11 protein-coding genes are annotated in these 18,488 nt (G+C 61.1%); 9 read left to right on the forward strand and 2 right to left on the reverse strand.

The window, feature by feature from the left end; genetic code table 11:
* Together ERD80_RS15305 and galR are read right to left on the reverse strand one after the other, a co-directional pair.
* A partial coding sequence (locus tag ERD80_RS15305) for a helix-turn-helix domain-containing protein (RefSeq protein WP_136547507.1) occupies window positions 1–227 on the reverse strand: 227 nt, incomplete at its 3' end.
* A 175-nt stretch (window positions 228–402) separates the two neighbouring features.
* Window positions 403–1,404, reverse strand: a complete 1,002-nt coding sequence (galR, locus tag ERD80_RS15310; RefSeq protein WP_031279486.1) for an HTH-type transcriptional regulator GalR — start codon at window positions 1,402–1,404, stop codon at window positions 403–405.
* Between the two features lie 196 nt (window positions 1,405–1,600).
* On the opposite strand from galR, the gene ERD80_RS15315 reads away from it, so the two are divergent.
* From ERD80_RS15315 to yegQ, 9 genes are all read left to right on the forward strand, one after another.
* Window positions 1,601–3,874, forward strand: coding sequence for a molybdopterin-dependent oxidoreductase (locus ERD80_RS15315; RefSeq protein ID WP_058780293.1), 2,274 nt, complete (start codon window positions 1,601–1,603; stop codon window positions 3,872–3,874).
* A gap of 311 nt (window positions 3,875–4,185) precedes the next feature.
* On the forward strand, window positions 4,186–5,916 hold the full coding sequence (locus ERD80_RS15320; RefSeq protein ID WP_058757072.1) for a penicillin-binding transpeptidase domain-containing protein: 1,731 nt from the start codon (window positions 4,186–4,188) through the stop codon (window positions 5,914–5,916).
* Window positions 5,917–6,359: 443 nt separating this feature from the next.
* A complete protein-coding gene (locus ERD80_RS15325) occupies window positions 6,360–7,565 on the forward strand; it encodes an MdtA/MuxA family multidrug efflux RND transporter periplasmic adaptor subunit (protein ID WP_104093667.1) in 1,206 nt (401 codons plus the stop codon).
* Window positions 7,562–10,699, forward strand: a complete 3,138-nt coding sequence (locus ERD80_RS15330) for an MdtB/MuxB family multidrug efflux RND transporter permease subunit (protein ID WP_136547509.1) — start codon at window positions 7,562–7,564, stop codon at window positions 10,697–10,699. The genes ERD80_RS15325 and ERD80_RS15330 overlap by 4 nt, the downstream gene beginning before the upstream one ends.
* Window positions 10,696–13,770, forward strand: coding sequence for a multidrug efflux RND transporter permease subunit MdtC (gene mdtC / locus ERD80_RS15335; protein WP_136547511.1), 3,075 nt, complete (start codon window positions 10,696–10,698; stop codon window positions 13,768–13,770). Before ERD80_RS15330 ends, mdtC begins: the two co-directional genes overlap by 4 nt.
* A 98-nt stretch (window positions 13,771–13,868) precedes the next feature.
* On the forward strand, window positions 13,869–15,275 hold the full coding sequence (mdtD, locus tag ERD80_RS15340) for a multidrug transporter subunit MdtD (RefSeq protein ID WP_031280060.1): 1,407 nt from the start codon (window positions 13,869–13,871) through the stop codon (window positions 15,273–15,275).
* A complete protein-coding gene (gene baeS / locus ERD80_RS15345) occupies window positions 15,272–16,657 on the forward strand; it encodes a two-component system sensor histidine kinase BaeS (protein WP_136547513.1) in 1,386 nt (461 codons plus the stop codon). The genes mdtD and baeS overlap by 4 nt, the downstream gene beginning before the upstream one ends.
* Window positions 16,658–16,666: 9 nt before the next feature.
* The gene (gene baeR / locus ERD80_RS15350) at window positions 16,667–17,374 is read left to right on the forward strand and encodes a two-component system response regulator BaeR (protein ID WP_031280058.1); all 708 of its coding nucleotides are present in this window, start codon (window positions 16,667–16,669) and stop codon (window positions 17,372–17,374) included.
* A gap of 139 nt (window positions 17,375–17,513) precedes the next feature.
* Window positions 17,514–18,488, forward strand: a 975-nt coding sequence (gene yegQ / locus ERD80_RS15355) for a tRNA 5-hydroxyuridine modification protein YegQ (RefSeq protein WP_136547514.1), incomplete at its 3' end; no start/stop codon positions are given.

The raw sequence follows: 18,488 nt of genomic DNA on the forward strand, positions 1-18,488 counted from the left end.
TCGTCAGATGAGCGGTTGGGTGAGTGACGGGGCGCGCGGGAGCGGTCCTGAAGGCCGGACGGTCCTTCCTCATCCCAGCGGCGAAGCCACTTGTAGCCGGTGGCGGGAGATATGCCGTAGCGGCGGCACAGCTCGCGGATGTTCGCCCCGTCTTGCGAGGCGAACAGAACAAACTCAGTACGTAATGACATGGTATCTCTCGCATCCCAGGGCATAAGCGACTCCATAAACGGGTTCTTATGCCTTAGTTGTAAGTGTCTACCATGTCCCCGAACAAGTGTTCACGATGTCCCCGGACTGTACACAAGCGGGAGAGGGGGCTGACCGCGCTCTCCTTGCCGCGCGCTCTGGAACGTTCCCTCTCCCTCAGGGAGAGGGTTAGGGTGAGGGAAAGCCCGCACCCTAACCCGGTCCACCCACCGAATGCCGCCTGACCAGCGTCGGGCTAAACATATTGGTCACCTCCGGCAGCGCGGTGCCGTTGGCCAGCGCCAGCGCCAGCTGCGCGGCCTGCTGCGCCATGGTCACAATCGGATAGCGCACCGTGGTCAGGCGCGGACGCACGTAGCGCGACACCAGCACATCATCAAAGCCAATCAGCGACATCTCTTCCGGCACGCGAATGCCGTTATCGCTCAGCACCGCCAGCGCACCGGCGGCCATCGAATCGTTGTAGCACGCCACCGCGCTCACCTGCTTGCCGCGTCCGAGCAGTTCCGTCATTGCCTGCTCGCCACCGACCTCATCCGGTTCTCCCCACGCCACCAGCCGGTCGTTGCACGGCAGACCGTGCTCCTTCAGCGCATCGTAATAGCCCTGCAGCCGATCTTCGGCGTCAGAAATGGTGTGCGTCGAGCAGATAAAGGCGATCTGCGTATGACCCTGCTGAATCAGGTGGCGCGTGGCCAGCCAGGCGCCGTAGCGGTCATCCAGCGCAATGCAGCGTGACTCAAACCCCTGCAGCAGCCGGTTCAGCAGCACCATGCCTGGCACCTGCTTCATCAGCAGCTCTAAATCGTCATCGGGAATTTTTTTTGCGTGCACCACCAGGGCGGCACAGCGATGGCGCATCAGCTGTTCAATCGCCTGACGCTCTTTCTGCTCATTATGGTAACCGTTACCAATCAGCAAAAAGTTGCCGGTTTGCCCGGCGACTTCATCAACCGCTTTCACCATCGCGCCAAAAAACGGGTCTGACACATCGCCTACCACCAGCCCGAGCGTTTCGGTGGATTGCTGCGCCAGCGCGCGGGCATTGGCGTTCGGGTGATACTGCAGCTGTTCCATGGCCTGGGTAACGGCGAGGCGCGAACTCTCGCTGGCTTTGGGCGAATTATTGATGACGCGGGACACGGTCGCGACCGACACCCCCGCCATGCGGGCAACATCCTTAATAGTAGCCATGCAATGGTCGACATCCGGGAAAACGTTTACACATGCTCTCAGTGTTACGGAAAAGCCCGGCAGCCGCAACCCGCCAGAATGTCAGCGCTGTCGCAAAAGTGCGGAAAATCAGACGCTCACGGTGAGGCTTTAGCCCGGTAACGGCACCGTGCTATGCTGCCAGCCTGAATCACACCTGCCTGCCGGACCCATAACCATGAAAACTCGTGTGCCGCACCTTGCGCACTGGGGCGCGTTTACCGCCGTCACCGAAAATCAGCGCCTGATTGCCTGCGAACCTTTCTTCGCCGATGCCGATCCTTCCCCGATGATCCACACTCTCCCTGAACTGGTGTACTCGGATAAACGCATCCGTCAGCCGATGGTGCGCCGTTCGTGGCTGAAGTCGCGTGAAAACAGCGATCGCACGCTGCGCGGCCGGGAAGATTTTGTCGCCGTGGACTGGGACACCGCGCTCGATCTGGTGGCGGAAGAGAACCGCCGGGTGCGCGACCGCTACGGCGCTTCCGGCATTTTCAACGGTTCGTACGGCTGGTCATCAGCCGGTCGCGTTAACCACGCGCGCACCCTGATTCGTCGCTTCTATTTCCAGGGCGGCGGTGGCGTTGATCAGCAGGGTAACTACAGCTGGGGCGCGGCACAGTTCTTTCTGCCGTACGTGATTGGCACTTATATGCCGCTCACCGGCCGCGTCACCGACTGGCCGCAGGTGGTGGAGCATGCAGAAATTTTCGTCGCCTTTGGCGGCCTGGCGCTGAAAAATGCGCAGGTGGCCTCCGGCGGCGCCGGCGAGCACAGCCTGAAACCGGCGCTGCAGCAGCTGAGCGCCAAAGGCACGCCGATCATTAACATCAGCCCGATGCGCGATGACTGCCCGGCATTCGTTAACGCCGAGTGGATTCCGATTCGCCCGAACACCGACGTGGCGCTGATGCTGGCGCTCGGCTATGAAATTACCCGCCGGAACGCGATCGATGAGGCTTTCCTCGCCAGCCACTGCACCGGCTGGCCGCAGCTGCGTGCCTATCTGCTGGGCGAAAGCGACGGCGTGGCGAAAACGCCCGCGTGGGCCAGTGCGATAACCGGCATCCCGGCAGCGCGTATCGCACTGCTGGCGCAGCAGCTGGCGGGCAAACGCAGCTTTATCACCTGTGCTTATGCGGTGCAGCGCGCCCATCGCGGCGAGCAGCCGTACTGGATGATGATTGCGCTCTCGTCGATGCTGGGCCAGCCGGGACTGCCGGGCGGCGGCTTCTCTTTTGGCCATGGTTCAATGAACAGCGTCGGCAATCCGCGCCAGGAAGGCCCGGCGCCGCTGATGAGCACCGGCCCGAATCCGGCGAACCTGTCGATCCCGGTGGCGCGCATCAGCGACATGCTGCTCAATCCCGGCCAGCCGTATGCGTTTCAGGGCGAGACGCTGCACTATCCCGACATTCACCTGGTGCACTGGGCAGGCGGCAATCCGTTCCATCATCACCAGCAGCTCAACCGGCTGGTCGAGGGCTGGCAGCGTCCGGATACGGTCATCGTGCAGGATATCGTCTGGACGCCCGCGGCGCAGATGGCGGACATCGTGCTGCCGGCCACCACCACGCTGGAGCGCAACGACATTGGCGGCTCCTCGCGTGACCGCTTCGTGCTGGCGATGCACCAGGCAATTAAACCGCAGCATCAGGCGCGTAACGACTTTGATATTTTTGCCGATCTGGCCGATCGCCTTGGCTACCGCGATCACTTTACCGAAGGACGCAACGAGATGCAGTGGATAGAGCATCTTTACCAGCAGTGCGCGCAGGCGCATGCGCAGCTGGACATCGCGTTCCCGGAGTTTGAGGCATTCTGGCAGCGCGGTTTTGTTGAGATTCCGCAGGGCGGCAAGCCGTACGTGTTTATGGATGATTTCCGCGCTGATCCGCAGGCGCATCCGATTCACACCGCCAGCGGCAAAATTGAGCTGTTTTGCCAGACCATCGCCGATTACCAGCTGGCGGATTTCGCCGGGCATCCGGAGTGGCGCGCGCCGCAGGAGTGGCTTGGCGCAGCGCTCAGCGCGCAGTTCCCGCTGCACATGATTTCGGTGCAGCCTGCGGATCGCCTGCACAGCCAGCTGGATGCCACCGCCACGGTGCAGGCCGGCAAAACTGCCGGTCACGAAACGCTGTATATGCACGTTGACGACGCCGCCGCGCGCGGTATCAGTGACGGCGATGAGATTGAAGTGAGCAACGCGCGTGGCCGTATGCTGGCTGGCGTTCGCCTGACGGACGGCCTGACGCCCGGCGTGGTGATCATCGCCACCGGTGCCTGGTTCGATCCCGGTTTTGGCAAAGCGTGGCAGCCGTGGGACCGCGCCGGCAACCCTAACGTGCTGACGCTCGACATCGGGACCTCGTCGTTAACTCAGGGCCCGAACGCCATGAGCTGCCTGGTGGAAATCAAAAAACACGCCAGTTGCACAATCGGCTAACAATCTCACCGCTGGTTACATTTTGCCGGTAACTGTTGCGTTTGAGTGATAGTTTCTGCGCTGAGCAACTTGCTACAGTCAGGGTCCCAGAGGTATTGATGGGTGAACATCAACAGTTTTCTTGATTACACCGACCTGCGCAGATGCGCAGGTTTTTTTTGCCTGCGATCTGCCGGTGTGACGCGTCCCGTTACGATGACCTCAATCGGGCATAAACGAACTGATACATTGTTTTCCTGTCAACTCGCTTTACCTTTCTTTATAACTGCAGCTAACCCCTTTGGATTCATCTTTTATCGCAGCGGATCGCCATGCCCCCGATTAAAAAATTTCTGGGAAAAGACCAGATTAAAGCCCCGTTTAACCCGTTTCGTTTTCGTCTGATTTGTCTGGGCGTATTAGGCTGCATGGGCCTGCTGCTGGCGCGCGTCGGCGATTTGCAGCTGATCAATCATCCGATGCTGGAGCACGAGGCCGACCAGCGCTCGCTGCGGACCGTGACGCTGCCGACCAACCGCGGCACGCTGCTCGACCGCGACGGCCAGGCGCTGGCGCTCAGCGTGCCATCGCGCGATATCATCGCCGATCCGCTGCGCGTGCTGGAGGCCAATCCCGATTTCACCAGCGCCAAATGGAGCTATCTGGCGGCGGCGCTGAATCTGCGACCGGACGAGCTGCGCACACAGATCACCGCCAATCCGAAAAAGCGCTTCCTCTATCTCGGGCGCAAAATCGAGCTGGGCATTGCCAAAGATATTGCTGAGCTGCATCTGAAAGGCATCAGTTCGGTGTATGACGACAGCCGTTTTTATCCGATGAGTGAAGCCGCGGCGCCGCTGATTGGCATCGTCGGGGCGGACAACAACGGGCTTAACGGGCTGGAGAAGGGCTTTGACCGGGTACTGCAGGGCGAGCCGGGTAAAGAGGTGTATCGCCAGGACGGGGACGGCAACATTATTGCGATGATCGATTACGAGCCGCCGAAGCAGCCGCCGACGGTGCAGCTCAGCATCGATAAGTTTGACCAGTTTACGCTGTACAGCAAGCTGCGCGACGGCGTGCTGCTCAACAAGGCCGATTCGGGCGCGGCGGTGCTGGTGAAGATCGACACCGGCGAAATCCTCGCTATGGCGTCTTATCCGTCGTTCAACCCCAACAATTATGACAACGCCACGCCGGCGCAAATGCGCAATACCGCCATCAACGACAGCTACGAGCCCGGTTCGACGGTGAAGCCGCTGGTGGTGATGGAAGGGCTGCAGCGTCATCTGGTGCGCCCCGATTCGGTGATCGACACCACGCCCTACAGCGTCAACGGCCACCTGATCCGTGATGTCGGCCACTGGCCGCGGCTGACCATGACCGGCATTTTGCAGAAATCCAGCGACATCGGCGTGTCGCACATCGCGCTGGCGATGCCGGCGGAAGCGCTGGTGAACACCTACCAGGCTTTTGGACTCGGCAAGCCGACCGGGCTGGGGCTGACCGGTGAGAGCGTGGGCTACTTCCCGCTGCATCGCCAGCGCTGGGCGGACATTGAGCGCGCCACCTTTTCGTTCGGTTACGGTCTGCGCGTAACGCCGCTGCAGATTGCGCGTGAATACGCCACGCTCGGTTCGTATGGCGTCTATCGCCCGCTGTCGATCACCAAAGTGACGCCACCGGTGCTGGGCAGGCAGGTGGCGGATCCACAGATCGTGCAAACCGTGGTGCACATGCTGGAGAGTGACGTGCTGCCGGGCGGTACCGGGGTGAAAGCGGCGGTTCCGGGCTACCGGCTAGCGACCAAAACCGGTACCGCGGAGAAGATGGGCAGCAGCGGCAAATATGACGGCGGCTATGTCAACTACACCGCCGGCATCGCGCCGGCCAGCCATCCGGAAGTGGCGCTGGTGGTGATGATTAACCATCCTACTGCCGGCGATCACTTTGGCGGCTCGGTGGCCGCGCCGGTATTCGGCAACATCATGGGGCCGGTGCTGAAACACATGAACGTGGCACCCGACGCGATTTACAGTAAACCGGCATCAGATAAATCTTAACGAAATCAGGATGTAAACGCGCAGTCGAGCTTTTCACACCTCGTTGCATTTCGCCGAACTCCGTTGCGATTTGCGGCTGTTATCCGTGCCGCCATTGCGCGACGATAAAGGTCCCAGAGGTATTGATTGGTGTGAAGATCGGCTGCTGCGGCAGCGATACCCTTGTGGTATTCACCCTGTTCGGTTGCACCGACCCACGCGGATGCGTGGGTTTTTTTTGCCTGTAAGTTGTCCTCCTCTCCCGTTTATAGCGCCTGCGCGCGCCATCACCGGCCGCTGCCGGGCGCGGTTTAAATCCTGCATCTCTTAACGAAACGCTTACGGTTTGCGTATAGAAAACGTTCTGGCGATCCGCCGATAATGCGCGTCGTGATGATTTTCGCTGAAATAATCCCCTGCTTACCGGGGTTTTTACCCACACTTTTGCTGATCTGAAGACGCTGATGACTATCCATGCTTCCCGTTCTGGTTTCTCCCGCTGGCTGAAATGGCTGCTTGTGTTGCTGGTGCTGCTGATCGCGGCCGGCGTGATCTGGCGTGTGGCAGGCGGCAAGCGGGGCGCAGCACCCGGCGACCTGCCGCCAGGCGGTCATCGCGGCGCGGCGCCAATGAGCGGCCCGGCAACGCTGGTGCACAGCGGCGTTGCCGCGACGGCCGACGTGCCGGTGTACCTGAATGCGCTCGGCACGGTGATCCCCAACGCCAGCGTCACCGTCACCAGCCGCGTGGCCGGGCAGTTGCAGCAGGTGTTCTTTACTGAAGGGCAGAAAGTCAGCGCCGGTCAGCTGCTGGCGCAGATCGATCCGCGCAGTTATCAGGCGACGCTGGCGCAGTATCAGGGCGATCTCAGCCAGAACCAGGCGCTGCTGCACAGTGCGCAACTGACGCTGGCACGCTACAAAAAGCTGGCAGCGCAGGACTCGCTGTCGCGCCAGGATCTGGATAGCCAGATTGCTACCGTCGGCCAGTATCAGGGCGCGGTGGCGGCGGATCAGGCGCAAATCGCCAGCGCAAAACTGGATATTGAGTATGCCCGCATCACCTCGCCGATCAGCGGCCGCGTGGGCCTGCGGCTGGTCGATCCCGGCAATATGGTGCAGACCAGCGACACCACCGGCATTGTGGTGGTGACGCAAATGCAGCCTGCCGCGGTGACGTTCAGCGTGCCGCAGAGCTACATCGCGCAGCTGACGCGCGCACTGCGCAACGGCCAGAGCCTGCCCGCGACGGCCTTCGATCAGGACAACAGCACCATACTGGCGCAGGGTGAGGTGAAATACATCAGCAATCAGATCGATACCAGCACCGGCACCATCGAACTGAAAGCCAGCTTTCCTAACGAAGACGAAGCGCTGTTTGCCAACCAGTTCGTTAATCTGCGTCTGCAAACCGGCACGCTGAAAAACGCGACGGTGATCCCGGCGCAGGCGCTGCAGCTGAGCAGCGACGGGAGCTTTGTGTTTATTATCAACAAAGACAATAGCGTGACGCGCAAAGCGGTCACCACCGGACCGGCACTGGGGGAAGATCGTCAGGCGATCCTGCAGGGCGTGGCACCGGGCGATCGTCTGGTGACTGAGGGGATCGATCGTCTGACCAACGGCAGCAAAGTTCAGCTGGCTGACGACAGCAAAAGTACCCAGCCATGAATCCGTCTCGTCTGTTTATCCTGCGCCCGGTGGCGACGATTCTGCTGATGATCGGCGTGCTGATCGCCGGCCTGTTCGCTTATCGCTTTCTCTCCACCTCGGCGCTGCCGCAGGTGGATTATCCGACCATTCAGGTTACCACCCTTTATCCTGGCGCCAGCCCGGACGTCATGGCCTCGTCCGTGACCTCGCCGCTGGAGCGTCAGCTCGGTCAGATGGCCGGTCTTAGCCAGATGACGTCTGCCAGCTCGGGCGGGTCATCGATTATCACCCTGAAGTTCAGCCTCGATCTGTCGCTTGACGTCGCCGAACAGGAAGTCCAGGCGGCAATCAACGCGGCGAATAATCTGCTACCGGACGATCTGCCCAATCCGCCGACGTATAAAAAGGTCAATCCGGCCGACAGTGCGGTGATCACGCTGGCCGCCAGTTCCGACACGCTGCCGCTGACGGAGGTGCAGGATCTGGTGAACACGCGCGTGGCGCTGAAGCTGTCGCAAATCAATGGTGTGGGGATGGTGACCCTGGCGGGCGGCAATCAGCCGGCGATTCGCGTGCAGATGGATCCAAAAGCGCTGGCGGCGCACAAGCTGTCGCTTGAAGACGTCAATACGCTGATCGCCAACAGCAACGTCAACGGTTCGAAAGGCGGCTTCGACGGCAAATATCACTCGGTGACCATCGACGCCAACGACCAGCTGCGCACCGCAGCTGAATACGGCAATCTGATTCTCACCTGGCAGAATGGTGCGGCGCTGCGGCTGAAAGATATCGCCCATATCGAACAGGGGCCGGAGAATCGCTTTCAGTCGGCGTGGGCCAATGACCGTCCGGCGATTGTCATCAGCGTGCAGCGCCAGCCCGGCGCCAACGTCATTCAGGTGGTGGATAGCATTAAAAAGCAGCTGCCCGTGCTGCAGGCGGCGCTGCCGGATGGCGTGAAAATGCGTGTGCTCGCCGATCGCACGCAGACCATCCGCGCCTCAATCAGCGACGTACAGTTTGAACTGATGCTGTCGATCGCACTGGTGGTGATGGTGACCTTCCTGTTTCTGCGCAACGTGGCGGCGACGCTGATTCCCAGCGTGGCAGTACCGCTGTCGCTGATTGGCACCTTTGGCGTGATGTATCTCGCCGATTTCAGCCTCAACAACCTGTCGCTGATGGCGCTGACCATCGCCACCGGATTTGTCATTGATGACGCGATTGTGGTGGTGGAGAACATTTCGCGCCGGCTGGAGCAGGGCGAAACGCCGATGCAGGCGGCGCTGAAAGGCTCGCAGCAGATTGGCTTCACCATCATTTCCCTCACGTTTTCCCTGATTGCGGTCCTGATTCCGCTGCTGTTTATGGGCGATGTGGTCGGACGGCTGTTCCGCGAATTCGCCATTACCCTGGCCGTGTCGATTCTGGTGTCGATGGTGGTGTCGCTGACGCTGACGCCGATGCTGTGTGCCTGGCTGTTAAGGCATATTCCTGAGGCGCAGCAGTCACGCTTTGCGCGCAAAGGCGGCGAGCTGTTTGACAAACTGGTCCGCGGCTATGACCGCCTGCTCAGCGTGGTGCTCAACCACCAGAAGCTGACGCTGCTGGTGGCGCTGGCAACCTTTGCACTCACCGCGCTGCTGTATCTTGCCATCCCGAAAGGGTTCTTTCCCACCCAGGATACCGGGCTGATTCAGGGGGTGACCGTGGCGTCGCAGGATGTCTCCTTCACGGCGATGGCGCAGCGTCAGCAGGCGCTGGCAACGGTGATCCTGCAAAATCCGGCGGTCGAGAGTGTGTCCTCAACCATTGGTATCGACGGCAATAACACCAGCCTCAATAGCGGGCGCCTGCAGATCAACCTGAAAGCGTTTGACCAGCGCGACGTCAAAGCCGATGAGGTGATTGCGCAGCTACAGCAGGCGGCGCGCCGGGTCGCCGGCATTCAGCTTTATCTGCAGCCAGCACAGGACCTGACGGTCAACGATCAGGTGACGCCGAGCCAGTACCAGTTCACCCTTGATGATGCCGACAGCGAAAACCTGGTGCGCTGGACGCCGCAGCTGATAGCTGCGCTGCAGCAGCGCCCGGAGTTTAATGGCGTGGTCAGCAACCTGCAGGATCAGGGGCGCGTGGCCTATGTGGAGCTGAATCGCGATAAAGCGGCGCGCTACGGCATCACGGCAGCTGACGTCGATACCGCGCTGTACAACAGCTTTGGTCAGCGGCTGGTTTCCACCATTTTTACCCAGGCGAACCAGTATCGCGTGGTGCTGGAAGTGGCGCCCCAGTATCAGCAGTCGCCGGCGTCATTTGATGACGTTTATCTGCCGGTGAGCAGCAGCGCATCAACCAGCAGCGACAGCGACAGTGAGACCACCACCACCGGCATGGTGAAACTCACCGCCATCGCCAGCGTGCATGCGCGGACCGGGGCGCTGATGCACATGCGCCTGAATCAGTTCCCGGCGGTGATGGTGTCGTTCAATCTTAACCCCGGTTATTCGCTGGAGGAGGGGCAGCGGGCGATTGCGCAGGTCACGCAGCAGCTTAAACTGCCCGCCAGCATAACGCTGCGCTATCAGGGTGAAACCGCGGCGTTTCAGAGTGCCACCGGCAACACGCTGTGGCTGATTCTGGCGGCGCTGATCACCATGTACGTGGTGCTGGGCATTCTGTATGAAAGCTTTATTCATCCGGTGACCATTCTCTCCACGCTGCCGTCGGCGGCGGTTGGGGCGCTGCTGACGCTGATGCTGGCGGGCAGCGAATTCAGCCTGATCGCGCTGATTGGCGTCATTCTGCTGATTGGCATCGTTAAAAAGAACGCCATTATGATGATCGACTTCGCGCTGGAGGCGCAGCATAAGCAGCAAATGACGCCGCGCGAAGCGATCCATCAGGCCTGTCTGCTGCGCTTCCGGCCGATTCTGATGACCACCATGGCGGCGCTGCTCGGGGCGCTGCCGCTGATGCTGGCCTCCGGCTCCGGTGCCGAATTGCGTCAGCCGCTCGGGCTGGTGATTGTCGGTGGCCTGCTGGTGAGCCAGGTGCTGACGCTGTTTACCACTCCGGTGATCTATCTGCTGTTTGATCGCCTTGCCCATGCCACGCGCCGGCGTCTGAAAGGCACGGAGGCGCAGTCGTGAAGTTTTTCGCCCTGTTTATCCATCGGCCGGTTGCCACCACACTGCTGACGCTGGCGATTGCGCTGGCGGGCATTCTCGGCTTCCGTCTGCTGCCGGTGGCGCCGCTGCCGCAGCTGGATTTCCCGGTGATTCTGATCTCGGCCTCGCTGCCCGGCGCGTCGCCGGAAACCATGGCAGCCTCGGTCGCCACGCCGCTGGAGCGCTCGCTGGGGCGCATCGCCGGCGTCAGTGAAATGACGTCCACCAGCTCGCTGGGCAGCACGCGCATCATCCTGGTGTTTGATTTCGACCGCGACATCAACGGCGCGGCGCGCGACGTGCAGGCGGCGATCAACGCCGCCCAGAGCCTGCTGCCGACCGGCATGCCCAATCGCCCAACCTACCGCAAAGCCAACCCGTCCGATGCGCCGATCATGATCCTCACCATGACCTCGGAAATTTATAATCCCGGTCAGCTGTATGATTACGCGTCGACGCAACTGGCACAGAAGCTGTCGCAGATTGATGGCGTTGGCGATGTCACGGTAGGCGGCAGTTCGCTGCCGGCGGTGCGCGTCGACCTCAATCCGCAGGCGCTGTTTAATCAGGGCGTGTCGCTGGATGCGGTGCGCACCGCCATCAGCAACGCCAACCAGCGCCGTCCGCAGGGCGCCATCGACGATACCCAGCAGCGCTGGCAGGTGCGGACCAACGATGAGCTGCAAACCGCCAGCGTCTACCAGCCGCTGGTGGTGCACTACAACAACGGCGCGGCGGTGCGGCTGAGCGATGTGGCGAACGTGCAGGATTCGGTACAGGACGTGCGCAACGCCGGGATGACCAACGGTAAACCAGCGGTGCTGCTGGTGGTGCGCAAGTCGCCGGACGCCAACATTATCGATACCGTCGACCGCATTCGGGCGGAAATGCCGGAGCTGCATGAGGTGATCCCGGCGGCTATCGACCTGCAAATCGCCCAGGACCGCTCGCCCACCATCCGCGCCTCGCTGCACGAAGTGGAGCAGTCCCTAGTGATCGCCGTGGCGCTGGTAATTCTGGTGGTGTTTTTCTTCCTGCGCGACGGCCGCGCCACGCTAATTCCGGCGGCGGCGGTACCGGTATCGCTGATTGGTACCTTCGCCGCCATGTACCTGTGCGGTTTCAGCCTGAATAACCTGTCGCTGATGGCGCTGACCATCGCCACCGGCTTTGTAGTGGATGACGCCATCGTGGTGCTGGAGAACATCGCGCGTCACGTCGAAGCCGGCATGAAGCCACTGCAGGCGGCACTCACCGGGGTGCGCGAGGTGGGCTTTACCGTGCTGTCGATGAGCCTGTCGCTGATTGCGGTGTTCCTGCCGCTGCTGATGATTGGCGGTATTATTGGCCGCTTCTTCTCGGAGTTTGCCATCACGCTGTCGGTGGCGATTCTCATCTCGCTGTTTATCTCCATCACCCTGACGCCGATGATGTGCGCGTATCTGCTGAAACCGCAGGCGAAGCGCAGCCAGCCGCGCACGCGCGGATTTGGCCGCGTGCTGCTGGCGGTGCAGCAGGGCTATGCGCGCTCGCTGGGCTGGGTGCTGAACCACGCGATCTGGGTGCTGTTGCTGCTGCTCGGCACCGTCGGGCTGACCATCTGGCTGTTTATCGCCATCCCGAAAACCTTTATGCCCGAGCAGGATACCGGCCGTCTCAACGGCTTTATCTCCGCCGATCAGAGCATTTCGTTTCAGGCGATGCGCGGCAAGCTGCAGGATTTCATGAACATCATCAAGGCTGACCCGGCGGTCGATAACGTCACCGGCTTCACCGGCGGCTCGCGCACCAACAGCGGCTCGATGTTTGTGTCACTCAAGCCGCTGTCAGAACGCAGCGAAAGCGCGCAGGAAGTGATCGCCCGCCTGCGTGTGAAGCTGGCGAAAGAACCGGGTGCCAACCTCTACCTCAATGCGGTGCAGGATATTCGCGTCGGCGGACGCGAATCGAACGCCAGCTACCAGTACAGCCTGCTATCGGATAACCTCGCCGATTTACGTGAGTGGGAGCCGAAAATCCGCCAGGCGTTTGCCGCGCTGCCAGAGCTGGCCGATGTGAACTCGGATCAGCAGGACAACGGCAGCGAAATGGCGCTGACTTACGATCGCGAAAGTATGGCGCGCCTCGGCATCGACGTGTCAGCGGCCAATGCGCTGCTGAATAACGCCTTCGGCCAGCGGCAAATCTCGACCATCTACCAGCCGCTGAATCAGTACAAAGTGGTGATGGAGGTGGATCCGCGCTATACCCAGGATGTCAGCGCGCTGGATCAGATGTTCGTGATCAACAGCGACGGCAAAGCGATTCCGCTGAGCTGGTTTGCCAAATGGCAGCCGGCCAACGCGCCGCTTTCGGTCAACCATCAGGGGCTGTCGGCGGCCTCGACCATCTCGTTTAACCTGCCAGAAGGGGTCTCGCTGTCGCAGGCATCGGAGGCCATCGACCGCACCATCACGGCGATTGGCGTGCCGTCCAGCGTGCGCGGCAGCTTTGCCGGTACCGCGCAGGTATTTCAGGATTCGCAGTCGAACCAGCTGTGGCTGATGCTGGCGGCGATTGCTGCGGTGTATATCGTGCTCGGCATTCTGTATGAGAGCTACGTGCATCCCCTGACGATTCTCTCTACCCTGCCCTCGGCGGGCGTCGGCGCGCTGCTGGCGCTGCAGCTGTTTAATACGCCGTTCAGCCTGATTGCGCTGATCGGCATCCTGCTGCTGATCGGTATCGTGAAAAAGAACGCCATCATGATGGTGGATTTCGCGCTGGAGGCGGAGCGCAACGGCAATCTGTCGGCGCGCGACGCCATTTTCCAGGCGTGCCAGCTGCGTTTCCGCCCGATTCTGATGACCACGCTGGCGGCGCTGTTTGGTGCGCTACCGCTGGTGCTGACCAGCGGGGACGGCGCGGAGCTGCGCCAGCCGCTGGGCATCACCATTGCCGGTGGGCTGGTGATGAGCCAGCTGCTGACGCTGTACACCACACCGGTGGTGTACCTGATGATGGATAAACTGCGCCGTCGGAAAAAGCAGCCGCGGTTGATAACGGAGCCATAACGTCATACCTGCACTAAGCGTAGCGGCGCAATTCAACGCGCGATAAATCGCGCCGCTACGCGACCTGCGGTTGATGAAACTGTTAACACGGGATGAGCATGAACGCACAAACCGCCACTGTCCGCTGGCAACTGTGGATTGTGGCCTTCGGCTTTTTTATGCAGACGCTGGATACCACGATCGTGAACACCGCGATACCGGCGATGGCCCACGATCTCAACGTCAGCCCGCTGCATATGCACTCGGTGATTGTCTCCTACGTGCTCACCGTGGCGGTCACGCTGCCGCTCAGCGGCTGGCTGGCGGACCGCTTTGGCGTGCGCAACATCTTCTTCTGCGCCATCGTGCTGTTCAGCCTCGGTTCGCTGCTGTGTGCCTTCGCCACGTCACTTGACCAGCTGGTGATGGCGCGCGTGGTCCAGGGCATTGGCGGCGCGATGATGGTGCCGGTCGGCCGGCTGACGGTGATGAAGATCGTGCCGCGTGAGCAGTACATGTCGGCCATGACCTTTGTCACCCTGCCCGGCCAGATTGGCCCGCTGCTCGGCCCGGCGCTGGGCGGCATTCTGGTGGAGTATGCCAGCTGGCACTGGATCTTCCTGATTAACATTCCGGTCGGCATCATCGGTGCCATTGCCACGCTGCTGCTGATGCCGAACTACACCATGCAGACGCGACGCTTTGACTTCCTCGGTTTTGTGCTGCTGGCGGTGGGCATGGCTACGCTGACGCTGGCGCTCGACGGCCAGCGCAGCGCCGGCGGCTCACCGCTGCTGCTGTGCCTGCTGATTCTGCTGGGGGTGTTTTCCCTGTTGTTCTACCTGATGCACGGTCGCAACAACGATAACGCGCTGTTTAGCCTGAAGCTGTTTGATAACCGTATTTACGCCATCGGCCTGCTCGGCAGCTTTACCGGCCGCATCGGCAGCGGCATGCTGCCGTTTATGACGCCGATTTTTCTGCAGGTGGGCCTCGGCTTTAGCCCGTTCCACGCCGGGCTGATGATGATCCCGATGGTGCTGGGCAACATGGGCATCAAACGCGTGGTGGTGCGCATCGTAAATCTGTTTGGCTATCGTAACGCGCTGGTGGGCGGCACGCTGGCGCTGGCGCTGGTGGTGCTGCTGTTTCCCGTGGTGGCGCTGCTCGGCTGGATCTGGCTGCTGCCCGTGGTGCTGCTGTTGCAGGGCATGGTCAATGCCATCCGCTTCTCATCCATGAATACCCTGACGCTGAAAGAGCTGCCGGACGAGCTGGCCTCGAGCGGTAACAGCCTGCTGTCGATGATCATGCAGCTGTCGATGAGTATCGGCGTCACCGTGGCCGGTCTGCTGCTCGGCGCTTTCGGCCATGGCGCGGTGAGCGACAGCGCCGCGACCCATCAAACCTTTATGTACACCTATTTGTGCATGGCGCTGGTGATTGCGCTGCCGGCGCTGGTGTTCTGGCGCGTACCCGCCGATGTGAGTAAAAACGTGGACCTGAGAGGCAGGAGAAAAGGATGAAGCAGCCGGTAAAACTCGGCATCAGCGCCAAACTGTTTATGGCGATTTTTTCCACCTGCATGCTGGTGATCATCACCATGCACTGGGGCGTGCGCCTCAGCTTTGAGCATGGCTTTGTCGATTACATCAAAAAGGGCAATGAGCAGCGCCTGACGCTGCTGAGCGATGCGCTGGCCGATCAATACGAACAGCACGGTAGCTGGGATTTTTTGCGTAACAACGACCGGCTGATTTTCACCATTCTGCGCTCGCTGGAACAGAATCCCGGCAGCGGCACTCAGCTGCCGCCGCACGGCTGGCGCACCCAGTTCTGGATTATCGATCAGCAGTACAAAATATTGTCCGGCCCGCGCTCGCCGGTGCCGCCGGAAGGCTCGCGCCGCAATATCACCACCAGCAACGGCAAGATTGTTGGCTGGGTGATTGCGTCGCCCGCCGAGCGGCTGACGCGCAGCACCGATATCAACTTTGACCATCAGCAGCGTCAGACCAGCTGGCTGATTGTCGGCCTCACCACGCTGCTGGCCGCACTGGTCACCTGGCTGCTGGCGCGCGGCCTGCTGGCGCCGGTGAAACGGCTGGTGGACGGCACCCATCAGCTGGCGGCGGGCAAATTTACCACCCGGGTGGAGGTCGGCAGCAGCGACGAAATTGGTCAGCTGGCGCGCGACTTCAACCAGCTGGCGCGCTCGCTGGAGAAAAACGAGAGCAACCGGCGCGCCTTTATGGCCGATATTTCCCATGAGCTGCGTACGCCGCTGGCGATTTTGCGCGGTGAGCTGGAGGCGATGCAGGATGGCGTGCGCAAGCTGACGCCCGACGCCATCAGTTCGCTGCAGAGCGAAGTCGCGCTGCTGACCCAGCTGGTGGAAGACCTGCACCAGCTGTCGCTCTCCGATGCGGGCGCCCTCGCCTACCGCAAACAGCCGGTGGATCTGGTCAGTCTGCTGGAGGTGGTGGCGGGCAGTTTTGGCGAACGCTATCGCAGCCGGGGTTTGACGCTCAGCCTGATGCTGCCGACTCAGGCCAGCAGCTTTGGCGATCCGGACCGGCTGATGCAGCTGTTTACTAACCTGCTGGAAAACAGCCTGCGTTACACCGATGCCGGCGGCACGGTGCAGCTCAGCATGCAGCTCAGCGGCGAGCAGTGGCAGCTGCAGTTTGCCGACAGCGCACCGGGCGTCGAGCGCCAGCAGCAGGCACAGCTGTTTGAGCGCTTCTTCCGCGCCGAAAGCTCGCGCAATCGCGCCAGCGGCGGCTCCGGGCTCGGTCTGGCGATCTGCAAGAATATTGTTGAGGCGCATGACGGCAGCATTAATGCGGCCGACTCTGATTTAGGTGGGCTGAAAATCACGCTAAACTTGCCGTATGTTCCTCACTAGACACCCTTTATGAGCACGGAAAATAGCGATCCCCTGATTCTTGTTGTGGAAGACGAACCCAAACTGGCGCAGCTGATGATTGATTATCTGCAGGCGTCAAACTACCGCACGCATCATCTCGCCGATGGCAACGCGGTACTGAGTTACGTGCAGCAAACGCCGCCGGACCTGATGCTGCTGGATTTGATGCTGCCGGGCCGTGACGGCCTGACGCTGTGTCGGGAAATCCGCCGCTTCTCCGAGCTGCCGATTATCATGGTGACCGCACGCACGGAAGAGATTGATCGCCTGCTCGGGCTGGAGATTGGCGCTGACGACTATATCTGCAAACCCTTCAGCCCGCGTGAAGTGGTGGCGCGGGTGAAAACCATTCTGCGCCGGGTGAAACGTTCGCCAGAAGAGGCGCAGCTGGCCTCGCATCTGCTGATCGACGAAGGGCGTTTCCAGGCCAGCTGGCGCGAACAGCCGCTGGAGCTGACGCCCGCCGAGTTCCGCCTGCTGAAAACGCTGGCGCTGGAGCCGGGCAAAGTGTTCTCGCGCGAGCAACTTTTGAACCATCTGTATGACGACTATCGCGTGGTCACCGATCGCACCATTGATAGCCACATCAAGAACCTGCGGCGCAAGCTGGAGAACCTTGATGCCGAACAGCCGTTTATTCGCGCCGTTTACGGCATGGGATATCGCTGGGAAGCGGATGTTGGCCGCCTGCTGTAACCGCTTAGATTGATCCAGGTCAATTTACATCGGGAGTCGCCCTGCCTACAATTCCCCACCTTTTGCAGGGCCGCCTGACGCGGCCGCTGCACGTGCCATCCGTGATGGCATGCTGACCTGACATCAGTGAGAACTCCCCATGCTTAAACCCGAACTGCTTTCGCCGGCAGGCACGCTGAAAAATATGCGTTACGCCTTTGCCTACGGCGCCGACGCGGTGTATGCCGGCCAGCCGCGCTACAGCCTGCGCGTGCGCAACAACGAATTCACCCATGAAAACCTCGCTAAAGGCATCAGCGAGGCGCACGCGCTCGGCAAGAAGTTTTACGTGGTGGTAAACATTGCCCCGCACAACGCCAAGCTGAAAACCTTTATCCGCGATCTGACGCCGGTTATCGAAATGCAGCCGGATGCGCTGATCATGTCCGATCCCGGCCTAATCATGCTGGTGCGCGACGCCTTCCCGCAGATGCCAATTCACCTGTCGGTGCAGGCTAACGCGGTGAACTGGGCCACGGTGAAGTTCTGGCAGCAGATGGGGCTGACGCGCGTGATTCTGTCGCGCGAGCTGTCGCTGGAGGAGATCGCCGAAATTCGCCAGCAGGTGCCGGAGATGGAGATTGAAATCTTTGTTCACGGCGCGCTGTGCATGGCCTACTCCGGCCGCTGCCTGCTCTCTGGCTATCTGAATAAGCGCGATCCCAATCAGGGCACCTGTACCAACGCCTGCCGCTGGGAATATAACGTGGCCGAAGGCCAGCAGGATGAGGTCGGCAACATCGTTAGCTTCCATCAGCCGGTTGCGGTGCAGCCCGCGACGCTCGGCGTCGGTCAGCCTACCGACCGGGTATTCCTGCTGGAAGAGAAGATGAAGCCAGGCGAGGTGATGAGCGCGTTCGAAGATGAGCACGGCACCTACATCATGAACTCGAAAGATCTGCGCGCGGTGGCGCACGTCGAACGCCTGAGCCAGATGGGCGTGCATTCGCTGAAAATTGAGGGCCGCACCAAATCGTTCTACTACTGCGCGCGTACCGCGCAGGTGTACCGCCGCGCAATCGACGACGCGGCCGCCGGCAAACCTTTCGATCCGGCACTGCTGGAGACGCTGGAA

Origin of the sequence: Pantoea sp. R102 (genome assembly GCF_004916815.1) — a bacterium.
GTDB classification, from domain to species: Bacteria; Pseudomonadota; Gammaproteobacteria; order Enterobacterales; family Enterobacteriaceae; genus Pantoea; species Pantoea dispersa.